This is a genomic window from Vibrio ostreae (genome assembly GCF_019226825.1).
Taxonomy (GTDB): domain Bacteria; phylum Pseudomonadota; class Gammaproteobacteria; order Enterobacterales; family Vibrionaceae; genus Vibrio; species Vibrio ostreae.
On record NZ_CP076642.1, the window covers coordinates 825,227 to 842,853 of the forward strand.

The following is a 17,627-nucleotide window of genomic DNA, read 5'->3' on the forward strand; positions in this document are numbered from 1 at the left end:
TGCCGCTCACAGCCGGCCCAATCATGAGGTGTAAGTATGAAAATGAGTTTTAACATGGAAGACGCCAGTCAGGTATGCGTCGGTGCCTTTGCTCTGGCGGTGCCCATTTCCTTTTCAGAAGAAGCCTGGCAACTTGGAACGTCGCTCCCGCTGCCCAACCTGCTGCTGTTACTGACGCTGTCTCTGGGTTTTCTCGGCGTATTTGCCTATGAAAGTGTCTTCCAGCGCAATGTGCAGCGTCGGATACCCGCTTTTTTGCTGCGTATTGTCATCGCCTATGCGATAACCGCGTTGGTGGTGGGTTTTGTCCTGCTCGCACTCGACAAATTGCCGCTCCTCGACGAACCGCTAATTTCACTTAAACGTATTGTCGTCATCGCCATGCCCGCATCGATGGGTGCTATTATCGTTGACAGTTTTGACAAAGAATAATCACCGAACCCATTGTTTTACTACCGTCGTTTTGCAACAAAAGCGGACTATATTCAAAACCTTATAAGATTCCTTGCAATACAAGCGAATAAATCAGGACCTCATATGAACATCCAACTCACTCTCAGAGCGCTTGAACGCAGTGATTTGCGTTTCATTCACGATCTCAACAACAACCGCAATATTATGTCATACTGGTTTGAAGAGCCGTATGAGTCGTTCGATGAACTGGAAGAGTTGTACAACAAGCACATCCACGACAACGCCGAACGCCGCTTTGTGGTAGAAAATGAACAAAAGGAACTGGTGGGTCTGGTCGAGTTGATTGAAATTGACTATATCCATCGCAGTGGTGAATTTCAGATTATCATCACCCCGCAGCATCAGGGCCGTGGCTTCGCCCGCACGTTAATTCATAAAGCACTCGACTACTCCTTTACCATTCTCAACCTGCATAAAGTGTATCTGCATGTCGCGATCGATAACGAAAAAGCGGTGCATTTGTATCAGTCATGTGGATTTAAAGAAGAGGGCCATCTGGTGGAAGAATTCTTCATCAACGGCGCCTATCGTGACGTCAAACGCATGTATATTCTGCAAAATGACTATCTGAGCAAACTCTCAGCGCAAAGCTGAGCCAAGGGCAATTCAGGGAAATGAGGCCACCATCTTCAAAACGCCTCCTAGCCAAGCGACTTTTCGCCTAAAACATTATCATAAGCCCAAATAAAAACCGCGCCAGCAAACAGCGGCGCGGTTGGTATAAAACGGGCTATCATCGGGCCATCGCGTTACTCAGCGACTTAGACGGTGGCCTGATATCAATGGGCAATATCGAAACGACTCTCTGTCACGCCGTTGGTGCGGAACCAACCGGCAATACTCATGCGCTCCGCTTTGGCAGGCAGCACTTCATGCGGGAAATTTTCTGACAGGAACACCACCAGACGTCCGGCGACCGGCGCAACGGTGTCGATTAACTGATCATCCATATCGTAGATTTTCAGTTCGCCGCCATCGGCTTCGGTCCAGTTCTCATTGAGGTAGAACACTGTGGTCAGTTTGCGGTTTTCCTGGCCGCGAAACGCATCGAGATGCTTTTTGTAAAAGTCGCCGACCTGATACTGGGCAAAGTGGGATTCATACTCAAACAGGCCCATGAAGAAATCGCGGTTCACCTCGCAACGGATCTGCTCCATGCGTGTCAGGTAATCCTGCACCGGCAGTCCCATCTCCGAATTCAACCACTGAATACGATCACTGCGAATAGCCTTGGCTTGCAGCAGATCATCATTGCGGCCAATACGGGCACGGTACCAATCTTGAGGTACGCACTCTCTCAGGCTCTGTACCTGCTCCAGGGAAAGAAAATCATCCCACACGTACCAGCCCTGCTCAGCAATTGCATCCAATAAGGTTTCTAATGCCATTTTTCTACATATCTGTTTGAAAAAAGGCGTTATATAAGGATAACCCAAGGGCGACAAATCTAAGTTTTTATCCAAACGGACAATATAATTTGTCGATGCGCAATGGTTTAAGCATTAAGCTGACGAAGTCGAATCGGACAACAAGCGAAGTTTAAAGAAAAAGCGGTGCCGCCAATTTAGCAACCCTAGGAGAATGGCCTTTAAACAACGATTTTATCTGAGCAGTGAAGAGCTCGGCAGTAGCCAATGCATCAATGGTCGCAGAGTGCGAACTATATTGTGGCAATGCGTAACGTCGACGAACATCATTGAGCTGAAAGCTGGTGCCCGGCGCCGTTTTACCCGCATAGGTCATCTGCTTTTCGATGTGCAGCGTATCAATCCACACGCAAGGAAAATGCTCGACACCGAAGCGCTCGCGCATGTACTGCGCCACAAATGCCCGTTCAATGCAGGCGCCGTGTACCAGTGCGATTTTCCCGGCCAGTTGATTGAACAACTGATCCATCGCGTCATCCAGCGTGACGCCCTGTGACAACACGTCGGGAGTGATGTGATTGATTACCGCAGAGTCCGCCGTCACAAACTCGGGATGCCGAACGAACAGCTCTTCACTGGCGGCGACATCAATATGATCCATCGTGATTCCCACCCAGCCAATGCTCAGGATCTGATCCTGACTGGCGTTGACTCCTGACGTTTCAAAATCAAACGCCACCATATCCATCTGATACACCAAGGCTTCCAGGCTTGGCAGTGCCTGACTGAAATAGTGTTCGAGCCCTGTAGGCCAATCGCGGCGGGCGGCCAGTCGCTGATGCTGTTTCACCATCTTGTGGTAGCCGCCGCCAAAGCGGCGTTTCAATGCATTAAGCATCGTTTTATCCTTTTACAAACCTGAGTTTGGCTACGTCCTGTAGCTCACTGATGATTTTAAAGGCATCTTTCAGGTGTTTGCGCTCAAAGCTGCTGAAAGAGTCCGGTGAAATATGGTTGTTCGGTTCTTTGCCTTCACGCAGAGCCTGCAACTGATGCTGAAAGCGAACCTGAGTAATGAATTTGTAGGCGCCGATAATGTTCTGACAGCTGTCTTCGGACATCGTGCCCTGCTGAGCCGCGAAGCGAAAACGCTCTTCGGTGCCGGTCATTGAACCGCCAGCCGCCAGACTGAATATCCGCGCCAGGTCGATAATCAGGTTCAGCGCATATTTTTTGATATTGAGCGTGTTGCTGTTATCGCCGCCTTTCTCCAGCACCAGATTATTGAAAATCCCCAGCGGCGGCTGCGTATCGATCGCGTCGCGAACCAGAGCAGGCAAGAAATTCTGGCTGTTCTGAATACACTGATGCAGATGCTGTTGTAGATCCTCCACCAATTCACTGTTGCCGTAAATCGAACGTACTTCCAGAAACACACTAATGCTGAGTAGTTTGTTGTACTCCGGGCTTGATACCCATTTACGGTAATACTCTTTCCATACCTGAATTGGCTGGCACCATTTCGGTGACGCGGCCATATATTTGCCGTCACACAGAGGATACCCGCAAGCCGCCAGCCCATTGCATACGCGCATAGACAGATGGGTGAAATACAGCATATCTTCCGGCTTAGCATCATGCGCCAACACTAAAGCGCTGTCCTGATCCGACAACATATGCACTTCATTACGGGCATGCGAACCCGCCACTACCCAAGCATAATCACACGGCGGCGGCCCAAGGAGTTCCTCGTTGATCTGCAACAGGCGGCGGGTAAACGCGTCCATGATCATCGACATCACCCTCCCCTGAATTTCTGCACTCACGCCGCTTTCCACCAGCGATTCAAAGATCGACTGCTTTTCCACGTTAAGTGCGGCCAGCGTATTCACTGAACTGGCATATTTGATTTTTTCAATAAGGAACAGGGCTTGCGTACGATGATTGTGAACCAGATGTGACGTGGTAAGTAAACCGACTACCTCTTTCCCCTGCACCACCGGCAGGCAACGAATGTTGTATTGCAGCATGATGGAAATGGCCTGAATCACTTTGTCATCGGCCTGAATCAGTTGCGGATTCTGAGTCATCACCATACTGATTGGCTCATGAATACCAATTCCAGTCGCCACGACACCGCTGGTCATATCTCGATCAGTGACCACACCGACAATTTCACCATCGCGCATCACCACCGCGCACGAGCTGCGGCTGCGCTCTTCACCACACATGGTTTGCGCCACGTCCTGAATCGGCGTGTTCACATCGACAATCGCGATGTTTTCGCTGGCAATTTCCCCCACACGGCGGAAAAACAGCCCTTTGTCCTCTTCTCGCCCAGCCGCATCATTGACTGCGGACGTCAAGCGCAGTTGCGCATGGGATGCGAAGTAATTAGCAAATTCCGGATGCTCTAGGCAAACGGTCTGCACGTCTGTGTGCGGCACCAGATAAAGCAGTGAGTCCTGAATCGCTTCAGCCTGATAGCCATCTTCGGCATTCTGAAGCGGCGCGAGGAAAGTGAAACCAAACTGATCCTCTTCTCCCAAACGAGCACGCAACTGACCGTCGCGCCTACGCTGCTCAATCGCCCCGGTGCGAATGATGTAGAGATATCGCTCTTGGCACAATGCGCTGAACTCTATTTTTTCGCCTTTCGCCAGGTAGCGCACTTTGACATGATTCGCGAGCGATTCAACAATCTCGGAGGACAACTTATCAAACGGATCGAGCTTGATAAGAAAGTCATAAATATTAGGGGTTAATGATGAGCCCATACCGCCATCCTAATTTCAAAACGCTGTTTCAATACGAAAAATGATACTAAAAAAAGCAGCCAGACGGCTGCTCATTTTTCACCTAAGCCGGATAATGGTTATAACCAAGCTGAAGCGAGATATTGCGACCTGCGGTTTGCAACAAATCCACGTAGTAGCCCATACGTTGTTCATCAAAACGGATGGTTGGCAGCGACATCGACAGGCCCGCAATCACATGACCAAAGCGATCATAGACGGGTGCGGCGATACAACGCAAACCTGGCTCTTGTTCTTCATTGTCTTCCGCAAAGTGTTGAGTGCGAACTCGCGCCAGCTCTTCCAGCAGTTGCTCGACATTTTCCAGAGTACGTTCAGTATGTTTGATGAACTCTACATCTTGCAAGGTATCTCGTACAAACTGCTCATCGCGCTCTGCCAGAAGCACTTTACCAATCGCAGTACTATACAGCGGGTTACGACGACCAATGCGTGACTGCATGCGCAAATTGTAGCCAGAATCTATTTTGTGAATGTAGATGATAGCGTTTTCATCCAGAGAACCTAAGTGCAGCGCCTCGTTGGTTTTTTCAGAGATATAACGCATCTCTTTGTCCGCTAAATCAATCAGATCGACGTACTCAAGGGATTTTGCGCCCAGCTCAAACAATTTCAGGGTTAGCTTATATTTATCTGCTTCCCCTTCCTGAGCGACAAAGCCCATGGATTTCATGGTTTGCAGGAAACGATAGGTCGTGGCTTTAGACATCATTAGACGTTGAGACAGTTCCGAAACACCGATTTCTTTCTGCTCACCCAGGGCCTGAAGAATGCTAAAGACTTTCAGAACCGAAGATACCGCTTCCGGTTGAGTTGACTTTTCCATTATAGAACCTTTGTGTTTACTTGTTAGCGCCTATTATAACCGCTCACTTTTTGCGTACCACAAATTTTAAAAAGCCTTTTCAAATTTTTGAAACCGCGCAAACATTCCATTATCAAAAAAGAAGATCTCAATCATTATTTTTAAAACACCTTTTCAAAAATAATTGCCTTTGGTTTCTTTTTGATCCACGATACAGACATACAAACTGAGATGGCCAACTCGCCGCCACTCAAAAACCAGCTACCACTGAGGAAAACGTTATGATTCTTGATTCATTTAACCTGGAAGGCAAAGTCGCTATCGTCACGGGTTGTGACACTGGTCTTGGTCAGGGTATGGCACTCGGCCTGGCTAAAGCAGGTTGTGACATCGTGGGTGTAAACATTGTTGAGCCGACTGAAACTATTGCGAAAATAGCAGAAACCGGACGTAAGTTCGTTGATATCCGCGCTAATCTGATGGTTCTGGACGACATTCCATCCATCATCGACCGTGCAGTGACTGAACTGGGCCGTATTGATATTCTGGTGAACAACGCTGGTATCATCCGTCGTAATGACGCGATTGAATTCAGCGAAAAAGACTGGGATGACGTAATGAACATCAACATCAAGTCAGTGTTCTTCATGTCTCAAGCGGTGGCGAAACAGTTCATTGCACAAGGCGAAGGCGGCAAGATCATCAACGTAGCGTCCATGCTCTCTTACCAAGGTGGTATCCGCGTCCCCTCTTACACCGCATCAAAGAGCGGTGTCATGGGCATTACTCGCCTGATGGCCAACGAGTGGGCACAACACAACGTCAACGTGAACGCGATTGCACCGGGTTACATGGCAACCAACAACACCGCCGCGCTGCGAGCTGATGAAGATCGCAGCAAAGAGATTCTGGATCGCATTCCGGCGGGTCGTTGGGGTACACCGGAAGACCTGGCAGGCCCAGTGGTCTTCCTGGCGTCGAAAGCATCAGACTACATCAACGGTTACACTGTAGCGGTTGATGGCGGCTGGTTAGCCCGTTAATTACTAGGAAGCATACGAGAAGATGATTGCAGATTTATCACTGGCTCAGGCATTAGGGTTTGTCAGCTTTGGTTTAGGAATCTCCACTTTCTACCAGAAAAACGACCAGCGGCTGAAGATCGTAATGTTCGCCTTCAATCTCAATCATCTTCTCCACTTTATTTTGCTTGGTTCGGCAGTCTCTGCGCTTAGCGCGGCCCTGTCGGCCATGCGCACAGCCAGTTCCATCTACACCTCGTCGAAATATGTGGCGGCGATATTCCTGCTCGCGGGAGCGGGATTAGGCCTTTACATTGCCGACCATTGGTGGGATCTGTGGCCAGTGATTGGCACCATGATTGGTACATTTGCTATCTTCATGTTGCGCGGCATTCAAATGCGCATTGCGTTTCTGGTTGGTGCCTGCTGCTGGCTGACCAACAATATTCTGGTTGGCTCAATTGGCGGCACCTTGCTGGAGCTGACTGTGATTACCGTTAACAGCCTGACCATTTTCCGCATGCTGCGTGAACAAAAACGCGCGCTGGCCAGTCAGGCACTGTAAACAAAGAGGGCATCATGTTTGTCTATAACCAAGATGTAAAACTGGAAGATCTCGGCGCTGGCGTTTCTCGCAAAATCCTCGCCTACAGTGACAACATCATGAGCGTTGAAGTGCATTTTGAGCAAGGCGCGATTGGCCCGATGCACAGCCACCCGCATGAACAGCTGACGTATGTGCTGTCGGGTGAATTCGAATTTACCATTGGCGATGAAACCAAAATCGTCAAAGCCGGCGATGCGCTATACAAAGAGCCTAACGTGATGCACGGCTGCGTTTGTCTCAAAGCTGGGGTGTTGCTCGATAACTTCACCCCAATGCGCAAAGATTTCATTCAATAACGAATTTGCTTTTTAACTGATTGTTGCGGGTAAACCGCAGGAGAAACTCTATGAAAATCGCACTGATGATGGAAAACAGCCAAGCTGGCAAAAACGCAATGGTTCTGAACGAACTGAACACCGTAGCGGCACCGCTGGGCCACGACGTTTTCAACGTTGGTATGTCTGATGAAAACGACCATCACCTGACTTACATCCACCTAGGCATCATGGCCAGCATTCTGCTGAACTCAAAAGCGGCCGATTTTGTTGTGGCAGGCTGTGGTACCGGTCAGGGCGCAATGATGTCGCTGAACCTCCATCCGGGTGTAATCTGTGGCTACTGCCTGGAGCCTTCAGATGCGTTCCTGTTTAACCAAATCAACAACGGTAACGCGCTGTCTCTGGCTTTTGCGAAAGGCTTTGGCTGGGCAGGTGAACTGAACGTTCGTTACATTTTTGAAAAAGCGTTCACTGGCGAGCGGGGTCAGGGTTACCCAATCGAACGTGCTGAACCTCAACAGCGCAATGCTGGCATTCTGACTCAGGTGAAATTCGCGGTCGCCAAAGACGTCGTCGAAGCACTGCGCGCTATCGATCAGGAACTGGTGAAAACGGCTGTGGGCGGCGCACGCTTCCAAGAGTGTTTCTTCAGCCACTGTCAGGTGCCGGAAATCGCAGAATACGTACAGTCTCTGCTCGACTAAGCACTGCTTTACTTATTTATCGGGAACTCATCATAAAGCCAGCCTTCGCGCTGGCTTTTTTTATTCAACCGATAGCATAATAGTTCCACCTCTTCGCTTCAAGGATTTGATATGACTGACGTTTCGTTTACTTCTCTCACGCAGTGGTTCCCCGACCACACAGTCATTCCGCTCTGGCCATCGACTCAGCCCATCCCCGACCTTGCGCCTCGTTTCAGTGACCGCAGCAGTGATGAAGTGGTGCGCGACCGAGAAGTTTCTCAGGTTACCCAGCCAGAGATGGTAGTGGTAACTTCTGAGCACTCCAACGGAATCGGCCTTGTGGTCTTACCCGGTGGCAGCTATCAGCGCGTAGCCTTTGACAAAGAAGGCATGGACACCGCCATCGCGATGAGTGAGAAAGGCTATACCGTGTTTGTGATGACCTACCGTATGCCAGGCGATGGCCATGCGGAGGGTGTGCACGCACCGCTGGCGGATGCTCAGCGCGCCATCAGGCTGATTCGGGCTCATGCTCAGCGCTGGGGACTTCGTCATATCGGCATCATTGGTTTTTCAGCAGGCGGACACGCGGCGGGCACACTAATGGTACATCACCATCAAGCAGTTTACCCTTTACAGGATTCTGCCGATTTACTGTCGCCACGCCCAGATTTTGCAGCGCTGATGTATCCTGTAATCAGCATGGATGAAGAGATCGGCCACGACGGTTCCCGTTATGAACTGATGGGCGACGATCCGGACACGGCGACTCGTCAGCACTATTCGCTACACACCCAGGTGCGCCCAGATACACCACCCTGCTTTCTGATGCACGCCAGCGATGACAACACCGTCAAAGCCGACAACAGCCTGGTCTTCTGGCAGTCGCTCAAAGCGTACCATGTCCCAACCGAACTGCACATTTTTGCCCGCGGCGGCCACGGCTTTGGCCTGCGCGGTGTCCAGCATCTGCCCGCCAAACACTGGCCACAGCTACTCGACAATTGGGTACAGAGCTTGTACATCTCGACGTCCACTCGGTAACTTCAACGTCAAATAGCACGTAGAGTACATGCCGGATTTTGCTCTTTAACTTCACACGCAAAAACTCAAATAAAGACCCAATTCACAATTTAAATGAACCATAGTTTTAAATTTATTGTTTCATGTTTTTGTTGTTGTCATAATGACGTCAGATTATTTTGAGGAGTACTCCAATGAAGGTGAATCGAGTCGCGGTCATCGGCGAATGCATGGTGGAATTGCAAAAAGCCGACGATCAGCTCAAGCAGAGTTTTGGTGGCGATACGCTAAATACTGCACTCTATCTGTCTCGCCTGACGCAGCAATACGGCATCACCACCTCTTATGTGACCGGATTAGGGAAAGATCCGTTCAGCAAACAGATGTTGACCAGTTGGCAGCAGGAAGGGATCAACACCGATCTGGTACAGATCTCCGAGAGCAAACTGCCGGGTATCTACGCAATTGAAACCGCACCGGATGGTGAGCGCAGTTTCTACTACTGGCGTAACGATTCTGCGGCGAAGTACTGGCTGCGCGAAAGCCCGCTGCTGAGCCTGGCAGAAAAGCTTAGCCAACATCAGGTGGTTTACCTCAGCGGTATCAGCCTGGCGATTTTACCCACAGATTGCCGTAAAAAATTAGTTGAGCTGCTCACACTGTGTCGCAAAGATGGCGTAACCATCGCCTTCGATAATAACTACCGTCCTGCCCTGTGGGAATCTGCCCAGGCAGCGCGCGACATGTACGCCAGTATTCTGCGTTTAACGGATATCGCGTTTCTGACATTTGACGATGAAGTGATGCTTTATGGCGACAGCGCGGAACAGCAGGCGATCGAGCGCACGCAAGGTTTTGGCGTCAAAGAGATCGTGGTGAAACGTGGCGCGGACGAATGTTTTGTCGTGACGCCTGATGATTTTATTGCCGTACCGGCCATCAAAGTGAGCAAAGTGGTAGACACCACCGCCGCCGGTGACTCATTCAGCGCTGGTTATCTGGCCAAACGTCTGACTGGTGGCAGTACCGTCGACTCCGCGGTTTCTGGCCACGCTCTGGCGGGCACCGTTATTCAACATCGTGGGGCAATTATTCCGTGCGATGTCATGCCTCTAATTTAAGGATGGAAAAATGAAAACTCTTAACGAGCAACTGCGCGAAATCAAAGTCGTTCCGGTTATTGCAATCAAAGACGCGGACAAAGCCGTAAAACTTGCCGAAGTGCTGATTGAGAACGGCCTGCCTTGTGCAGAAGTGACTTTCCGTACTGAACAAGCTGCGCTGGCAATGAAAAACATGCGTGAAGCTTTCCCGGACATGCTGATCGGCGCGGGTACGGTACTGACCACAACTCAGGTAGACCAGGCGATTGAAGCGGGTGTCGACTTTGTTGTCAGCCCGGGCTTTAACCCAACAACAGTGAAATATTGTCAGCAGCGCGGCGTGACCATCGTCCCTGGCGTGAACAATCCAAGCCTGGTTGAGCAAGCGATGGAATTGGGTCTGGATACACTGAAATTCTTCCCGGCTGAGCCTTCTGGCGGTATCGCTATGCTCAAAGCCCTGACGGCCGTTTACCCGGTCAGCTTCATGCCAACCGGCGGCGTGAGTCCGGGCAATGTGAAGGACTACCTCGCTATTTCAGCGGTGCTGGCGTGTGGCGGAACCTGGATGGTACCCAACGATCTTATCGACAATGAGCAATGGGATGAACTGGCTCGACTGGTCAAACAAGTCGCCACTGTTGTTGGTGATTAGGTAATCACTCACAAAGCATCGCATTCTGATTTGCTTGTGCCTTAGTTAATCTGGATTGTTATTTTTGCAATATACAAGCTCCTGATTTAACCAGATAAAATACCCAAAAGGTCCATACACAGTATGGGCCTTTTATTTAGCGGACAATATAGTAAAACCATCGTCAGAACGAATAAAGGCACCCGCGAATTTTTACGCTATTTTACATAAAGAGAACAGAGGTTTTCTAGAGTGCCGCCTATACTGTTATTTGGTTACTCACAGGAGAAATCAAATGAAACGAATAATAGTAGTATTAGCTCTCACCGGTTTAGCCGCGTGTAGTTCAAACAGTATGCCGGATTCATATTCAAGCTCTGACTGGCAGAAATTTGGGTATGAGCAAGGAGTTTCCGGGCTGGTAAAACTATCCGGTAAAGAAATGAAGCAAGCTGAATTAATGACTGCCTACAACAAGGGATATGAGCAAGGCCGAAACGTATATTGCCAGCAAGATGCCTTATCACTGGGCAAATTACATCGTCCTTATCACGGCGTATGTGATGAAATTGATCCTACTTTCCGTACGAAATACCGTGAAGGAACGTGGTGGGACGATGGGGCAAGTTTGGAATAGTGCTTCCGTGAGCGGTGAATCGTTCGGGGCTGAGTACATAGAAATCTCTACGCTGATGCTGTTAACTGGCCTTGCCGTGACACGACAAGGCCTTATTTTATTGTTCAATTTTCAGCTTTCGCGCCAGTTTCTTCAGCGCTTGATTACGTTGAATTTCGTCCAAAACCAGGTCCGCCACCATTTCAGCCCCCTGCTGCTGAAAATGTGTTGTATCCGGTTTTTCCAGGCTACCGGTTCGTCCCAAGTAATACGGAAACTCCGCACTATCAACCGCCAACCACAGTTGACGCCAATTACCATGCTGATTAGCAGCGGAGACAACTCGTTGCTGAATATCCAATAGGGGTAACTGATGATATTGGGCTGTATCCAGCACTGTCTGATAATAACTGCCAACATATTTATATCCTTGCTGACTGTTTTGTCGAGTAATATGCTGATTAGCCGTTATAGGTAATGCCGCTTGATTATCCGCATTGAGAACCCTGGGAACTGATGTGAGTAAAACCGGATGCATCTTATGTTCGAGTGCAAAAGCGATATAACGCTCCAGCGAGTGTTGAAAAGAAAGCAGTTCTTCCCCCTGTTCAAACTGTGGAAGCCCACTGACATCATTGGGATAAGTACACAAATTAGCAACGTCAATGACACCACGTTTGGCTTTAGCGCCATTACATTTTTCGTCATTATGCCCAAACTGAATAAACAGATAATCGCCAGGTTTTACTAACAGTCGCAAATAACTCAACCAAAGGCCGTTAATATAATCACGTGAACTACGACCAGAACGGGCGGCATTGACCACCGACAAGCTAGGATTCGCCGTCAATTTCGCAGCCAACGCCTGTCCCCACCCCATACGTGGATAAACATCCGGTTCATAATTAGAAGCCGTCGAATCACCCACGATAAACAGTCGGGTATCCGCTTCTGTTATTCGTTGCTGCGCTAACGCAAGTTGCGTCTTGTTCTTGAGATAATTGGCGCCAGGCTCAAGGCTTAAGATCGGCTGAAATGCCAGGTCGGTCAAAGACACCTGATTAGCCAATCCGGTCTGACTGTTGTAACCCCGATTATGGATCACTTTGTTGGAGAGAGATTTCATTTCTTGATGCCACTGCTCTGAGTAATCCACAGGGCTGAATTTTTCCTCTGTTTGCTGACTAAAATCAATAAAGTTCCGCTTAGTCTGTAACCATACCGAACGTGAAAATACCGGTAGTCGTTCCATCCCAAGCAGCTGTTGCGGGCCATCAATTCCGGCCTGTTCAGCCAGTTCTGAAACTTGCAAATCACTGAATGCGTTGACATTACCTGTGGTAATACCATTATTGACAACATCGGCTACCAGTGCACTGACACAAATCGAACGGGGTTGGTCACTATGCAAGCAAGACGCTCCACTGTGATCATCGGCACTGATCAGGAGGGGAGGTGTCATACCTGCTATCGAAATACGATAGCGTCCGCGCTGGTCCGTATCGACCATGCTCTGCTGACCCAAGGAGTCTTTTACTGTCACCTGCGACGGAAACTTCATCAGTTGATGCAGGACTTCCCCCTGCAATTCGCTCTCACTGCCAAGAGAAAGATCGGGCTCCCAGCCAGCGAGGATCACGTTGTCCTGATAGGCCAAATTATCTTCATCACTTAACTGCGGACGTTGCGCGACCGATACCGCTCCCTCACCCCAATTGCCATATTCCCAGAACCGCGAGTCACTTGGATAAAACCAGATAGGCTGCTGATTAATATCCTTCCCGCTCATTCTATCCCAGCCATAAATATGGTTATCCATCTCGCAATTGATAAAGGCGGCATGCCCAATGGCATTCGGATCAGCATAACGGCCATCGCTGAAAGTCGTCGTTGGATGCCAAGGGCGCCCTAAACCATAACTGTTGGCCGGAACCCCCGGTTCTTTAGTGATCCGACAATCTTTAAAAACAAGCCCAAAGGGTTGATTAATATTGGTTGAGGGCGCGGTGATGTACCCATACACGCCGCCGCTTTCAACATCATCACGATCACGTGCGATGATCTCCGCTTGCTTAAACAAGCCGGTCCCGTGACCAAAAATAAAATCGACCGTGCCGCTGATACGCGACTGTTCAAAGACACTACGCCCGCCACGCAAATATAACGTATCCTGGTAACCGACCAGGTTAACATCCTTAAACTGAGCCCGATCAGCCGTTCTTGACACCATCAATGCAACAGCCTGAGTATGCTGTAGTTTGCTCGGATCATCGTCTGACTTAGCCTGATTAGCAATAAAATCAAAGCCATTTTCAATGGTCAATGTACGCGCTTTAAAATCATTCGCATCAACATATACGGTGCGGCTACCAGACGTTCCCATACGCACGCCATTTTTATCCAAAGTCCCGTTGGCATACGATGCAGTGATAATAGTATGCTCACGATCCTCACCAATCAGGTAAAGGCGGTCACGGCTGATATTTAACCGCTCTTTATACACACCGTTACGAATATAGATAACAAACTGCTGATTATCGCGAGGCGCTGCATCAATAGCCTGCTGAACCGAAATAAAATCACCGCTGCCATCCTGTGCAACCACAACATCATAAAGTGGTACAGCCATTAACCCTCCGCCATAAAGCAATGCAGATACTCCTAACGCTATTTGATACCTATTCATATCACCCTCTTTCAAGTCGTGCGGTTGCTATTCGTCTTTGCCACTCAAAGGAGGCAAAGCCTAGGATTAGTAATAAAAAAAGCATGTAATGAGAAAGGGGCTTACTGAGAAAAAAGTAAGCCCGGGGCAGACAATTAGTCCATGTTTAAGATGTGCCGGATTTTTTCTACCTGAAGGTCACCCGGATGTACTTCACCGTCTGTTGGCTTCGCGGCTGCTTGCAGTGCTTCCTGTGTTGACCGATCAACTCCTTGTGTTGACTCATCATAGATAAAACGATTGCCGCGCAACGTTTCACCGTTCACCACATCGCGGTATTGGCTGGCGATATAAAAACGGTACGATTGATTATCAATAAACTCTCCCTGTTTACCCGCGGCTTCGTAAGGGCTCTTACGAAACAAGTAGTTAAATCGAACGTTATCAATCGATACGTTATTTTCCAGCGTCAGTGCGCCCGGGTTGAAGTTATCGGTAAAGCCATCCATATTGTTTCGAAAGGCAAGGTTGTTTTTCACAACGTGTGCAACCGGTAACCCTTCACCGCCGAGCTTAAATCCGTTACCCCGGGTTCCGCCTTGCACGTCAACCTGCAAAGTCTGGCCATTCATATACGATACTGAATCGAGGATCGTCACAACACCATTAGCGCCATCTTCGACCTTATTAAACAGGTCCCATCCGTCATCTATATTGTGGTGTGATATGCAGCGTATAAACGTATTACCATCACCAATGCGCATTTTGGCAGCAAAACCGTCTGCGTTGATCTGCGATTCATCCATATTATTGAAGCTAACACTATCGGTCACCAGGTTATAACTTGCCCACAACGCCCGGCCAATACCATCCGGTGAAGAAATCTGAAAGCCGGTATCCGGAGCGCCATGCGTTACCATGTGTGAAAAATGGTTGTGACTACCATGTACTATGGTACGTGCGCCAGCCACTTCAATATTCGAAACCTTCCAGTAACTGGCTTCATGAAGATACGGACCAACAAAACGGACCTTATTACCCAGAGGTTGCAACGTTTTCATTTTTTCAGCAGTCCCGCTGGCACTGATCGGAAGCTCAAGACCATCATAGTCGCCATCTTCGAGTAGGATCTTACCTCCTGGAGGAAGGAGAATTACGGCTTGCGCTAATGTTAAACGGCCATTGTTCCCTTTGGGGTTAACTCTGATTTCCATCGGGTTATCCAGTACCACTTTTTCTACATTGTACTGGTAACTCATCGGTTGCCTGTCTGGCCCCTCGGAAGGTGTGTAGATCACCTCAAATGGCGTTATCGCCTGCTCCAGTACTGTCGGAAATACAAACATTTCACCCGCTGTAACCCTTTGTTTTTCGACTATAGGTTGACCATTCTGCAACACACTAAATAAACCGGTGTAATTTGCCCGGGCCTGTAAAACATAGTCATCCGTCGCCGATTTATCCGGAGAGGATTGTTGCAGTACCGGGTTGACCAATTTGGCGTGATAGCGTGGAGCATCCACAGTATCGGCTTTTGCGAGCGTCAATGTGACATTGCTGACCGTCATCTTTGCGTTACGAGAGGCAAAAAAGCCCACGTACTGATGTTCGCTATCTTGCATTTCGACAATGTTAGCGTTAGCGCCGTTGACCTGTTGGGTTTTAATGATTTGGCCATCATCGTAACTCACAACGTAACCTGAGTTCGTGCGTGTAAGAGACATTTGATAAGTCTTACCCAGACCAAATTCGACACCTTCAACGTAGACATCGCGACTCATCCTGTTACCTGCCGTACCCCAGGGTTGATATATTCCTTCACGATAAGTGGCATCAATATTGACAAGCCCATTGCTCGCTTTTTTATTCGCTCTCACCAGGTTCATCACCATATTTGATGAAGAAGGGAACTCCTCCAGCCCTTCAGGCTGGGGATCCAGGCGAGCTTTGCCCAGAATATCACGCACCATCAAGCCCGCCCCTTCCTGACGGTTGGGGCTGGACCCTGTTTCAGGACCAAGTTGCTCAATGGTTACCTGCGCTGACAGGGTAAAATTAGTGCCGGAGGGTAATTGGGTATAATAAAACGTGCCCCCCTCATGGGAATTTGCAATTTTTCCACCGCGGCTCTCGAGCGTAAATTCGGATGCGATAGGACCGGGCTGAACCAACTTGCCTTTAGCAACAACCTGGTTCATACCCACTTTTTCAGGAAGAATCGTGGAACCAAAATTCAAATCAGTCGATTGACCGAATGTAATTGCCTGCCAGACCTGACCACTGTCCAGAACTGGAGAACTGGTTGAACAGGCAGAGATTGCAAGTAAAGAAGAGGCACAAAGTATCAAAGGAATCGTTTTCATCGGGTCACCTTTCACAGGAAGAAAATTGGCCCAATACAATCTAATGTTGAGCCAACCTGACATGCTGATGCAATTAAAAACTGTATTTCACACCAGCACGAAAACGTGGGCGGTAGCTATCGACTTCGTCATCATCCTTTCTTGAAGGCGTTACACCAATTTCGCCAAATGGCCTCCAACCGCTTTCAAGCCCTTGATATTCAAATGTAAAGTTAACTTCGCTGATACCATCACTGTCATCTTTGTAGACAATCTGCCCTTCCTGCTTCCAGGTGTAGTCCATGGATGCACCCAACGACCAATGTTCAATACCTTTGTATCCTGCTCCGAATGTCCAACGATTGTAGTGAGAGCTTTTGTCCACATTAGGTTTTGTCTCATAGTGATAACGATGGCGGAATGACACACCCCACTCATCATTCACTTTATAATCCAGTTTGAGGTTAAACTGGTTACCCCACTTACCATCGCTGGATTCCCATTTATATTGAGGAGTCAGGGATAACGAGTCAGTCAGTTTATAACGATAGCTAATATTGGCTTGTTGACCATTACCGGCAAATTCACTAAATGGATCTTGGTTCAGTTCACCATCTTTATTATTTGACGCCCACTTAGCTTCCACTTCAAAGCCTACGCCATTCGCAAAACGATGGCTAACGGCCACGCGATCTTTGTGCGATGCCCCCCGCCCGGTCACCATGTTCTGGTTGAAACTCATGACGAATATTAATAGTAGCGGCACTTGCTGAAGTTGCAGTTAAAGCAAGTATCATGGCAGAGAACAACATGTTAATCTTCATAATTAAAACACCATTTTGTTTTTATTGATTTGATTGTTTCATTTTATTTATAACACATGAATATGGAAGATTAAGATCAGTAAAGTGTGATCAATGAAACCAGCCAGCACTAGAAACAAAAAATATTTGTGACCAAAGTTGAAATATCGGTTCATTTTAATAAAAAACAACTAATACCAAGCGTGAATAAATTTAAAAATCAATAATAAAATGCACACGACAAATGATGTAATTAAGCCATTAATAAAAATAGATAAATTTCACTTCAGGTATGAACCGTCACGCTCAATCAATACATCTATAATCACTTTGTTGCATAGAATGTATTCATGCAACATGAAAAACCCACTTTTCATTCACTCACT

17 protein-coding genes are annotated in these 17,627 nt (G+C 48.4%); 10 read left to right on the plus strand and 7 right to left on the minus strand.

Annotated elements, in window-relative coordinates; translation table 11 throughout:
- Positions 1 to 36 precede the first annotated feature (36 nt).
- Positions 37 to 432, plus strand: a complete 396-nt coding sequence (locus KNV97_RS03570; RefSeq protein WP_136483799.1) for a DUF2391 family protein — start codon at positions 37 to 39, stop codon at positions 430 to 432.
- 105 nt (positions 433 to 537) lie between these two features.
- On the plus strand, positions 538 to 1,068 hold the full coding sequence (gene speG / locus KNV97_RS03575; RefSeq protein ID WP_136483798.1) for a spermidine N1-acetyltransferase: 531 nt from the start codon (positions 538 to 540) through the stop codon (positions 1,066 to 1,068).
- A gap of 185 nt (positions 1,069 to 1,253) precedes the next feature.
- Here the strand turns inward: speG and KNV97_RS03580 are convergent, their stop codons facing one another.
- From KNV97_RS03580 to kdgR, 4 genes are all read right to left on the minus strand, one after another.
- Positions 1,254 to 1,862: a 2OG-Fe(II) oxygenase gene (locus KNV97_RS03580; RefSeq protein ID WP_136483797.1), complete on the minus strand. Its 609-nt coding sequence runs from the start codon at positions 1,860 to 1,862 to the stop codon at positions 1,254 to 1,256.
- A gap of 151 nt (positions 1,863 to 2,013) precedes the next feature.
- Positions 2,014 to 2,739 carry an exonuclease domain-containing protein gene (locus KNV97_RS03585; protein WP_218561536.1) on the minus strand — a complete coding sequence of 242 codons (726 nt, stop codon included), beginning with the start codon at positions 2,737 to 2,739 and terminating at the stop codon, positions 2,014 to 2,016.
- A 4-nt stretch (positions 2,740 to 2,743) separates the two neighbouring features.
- Positions 2,744 to 4,618, minus strand: a complete 1,875-nt coding sequence (locus KNV97_RS03590) for a putative nucleotidyltransferase substrate binding domain-containing protein (RefSeq protein WP_218561537.1) — start codon at positions 4,616 to 4,618, stop codon at positions 2,744 to 2,746.
- Between the two features lie 82 nt (positions 4,619 to 4,700).
- Positions 4,701 to 5,483, minus strand: coding sequence for a DNA-binding transcriptional regulator KdgR (gene kdgR, locus KNV97_RS03595; protein ID WP_218561538.1), 783 nt, complete (start codon positions 5,481 to 5,483; stop codon positions 4,701 to 4,703).
- A gap of 260 nt (positions 5,484 to 5,743) precedes the next feature.
- Between kdgR and kduD the strand changes: the two genes are divergently transcribed.
- From kduD to KNV97_RS03635, 8 genes are all read left to right on the plus strand, one after another.
- Entirely contained in the window at positions 5,744 to 6,505 is a 762-nt protein-coding gene (gene kduD, locus KNV97_RS03600; protein ID WP_218561539.1) for a 2-dehydro-3-deoxy-D-gluconate 5-dehydrogenase KduD, read from the plus strand.
- A gap of 22 nt (positions 6,506 to 6,527) precedes the next feature.
- Positions 6,528 to 7,049: a YgjV family protein gene (locus KNV97_RS03605; protein ID WP_218561540.1), complete on the plus strand. Its 522-nt coding sequence runs from the start codon at positions 6,528 to 6,530 to the stop codon at positions 7,047 to 7,049.
- Between the two features lie 14 nt (positions 7,050 to 7,063).
- On the plus strand, positions 7,064 to 7,387 hold the full coding sequence (locus KNV97_RS03610) for a cupin domain-containing protein (RefSeq protein WP_020328932.1): 324 nt from the start codon (positions 7,064 to 7,066) through the stop codon (positions 7,385 to 7,387).
- 50 nt (positions 7,388 to 7,437) lie between these two features.
- A complete protein-coding gene (locus KNV97_RS03615; protein ID WP_218561541.1) occupies positions 7,438 to 8,073 on the plus strand; it encodes an RpiB/LacA/LacB family sugar-phosphate isomerase in 636 nt (211 codons plus the stop codon).
- 111 nt (positions 8,074 to 8,184) lie between these two features.
- On the plus strand, positions 8,185 to 9,099 hold the full coding sequence (locus KNV97_RS03620) for an alpha/beta hydrolase (RefSeq protein WP_218561542.1): 915 nt from the start codon (positions 8,185 to 8,187) through the stop codon (positions 9,097 to 9,099).
- A 173-nt stretch (positions 9,100 to 9,272) separates the two neighbouring features.
- Positions 9,273 to 10,199 carry a 2-dehydro-3-deoxygluconokinase gene (kdgK, locus tag KNV97_RS03625; protein WP_218561543.1) on the plus strand — a complete coding sequence of 309 codons (927 nt, stop codon included), beginning with the start codon at positions 9,273 to 9,275 and terminating at the stop codon, positions 10,197 to 10,199.
- Between the two features lie 10 nt (positions 10,200 to 10,209).
- Positions 10,210 to 10,836: a bifunctional 4-hydroxy-2-oxoglutarate aldolase/2-dehydro-3-deoxy-phosphogluconate aldolase gene (locus tag KNV97_RS03630; protein ID WP_218561544.1), complete on the plus strand. Its 627-nt coding sequence runs from the start codon at positions 10,210 to 10,212 to the stop codon at positions 10,834 to 10,836.
- Between the two features lie 274 nt (positions 10,837 to 11,110).
- Positions 11,111 to 11,452 (plus strand): DUF2799 domain-containing protein, encoded by a 342-nt coding sequence (locus KNV97_RS03635; RefSeq protein WP_218561545.1) that lies wholly within the window; start codon positions 11,111 to 11,113, stop codon positions 11,450 to 11,452.
- 97 nt (positions 11,453 to 11,549) lie between these two features.
- Here the strand turns inward: KNV97_RS03635 and KNV97_RS03640 are convergent, their stop codons facing one another.
- The 3 genes from KNV97_RS03640 to KNV97_RS03650 form a co-directional block, all read right to left on the minus strand.
- Complete coding sequence (locus tag KNV97_RS03640; protein ID WP_218561546.1) at positions 11,550 to 14,117, minus strand: pectinesterase family protein; 2,568 nt, start codon at positions 14,115 to 14,117, stop codon at positions 11,550 to 11,552.
- A gap of 134 nt (positions 14,118 to 14,251) precedes the next feature.
- Positions 14,252 to 16,459: a right-handed parallel beta-helix repeat-containing protein gene (locus KNV97_RS03645; protein WP_218561547.1), complete on the minus strand. Its 2,208-nt coding sequence runs from the start codon at positions 16,457 to 16,459 to the stop codon at positions 14,252 to 14,254.
- Between the two features lie 73 nt (positions 16,460 to 16,532).
- Positions 16,533 to 17,180 (minus strand): oligogalacturonate-specific porin KdgM family protein, encoded by a 648-nt coding sequence (locus KNV97_RS03650; protein ID WP_256611390.1) that lies wholly within the window; start codon positions 17,178 to 17,180, stop codon positions 16,533 to 16,535.
- Between the last annotated feature and the right edge of the window lie 447 nt (positions 17,181 to 17,627).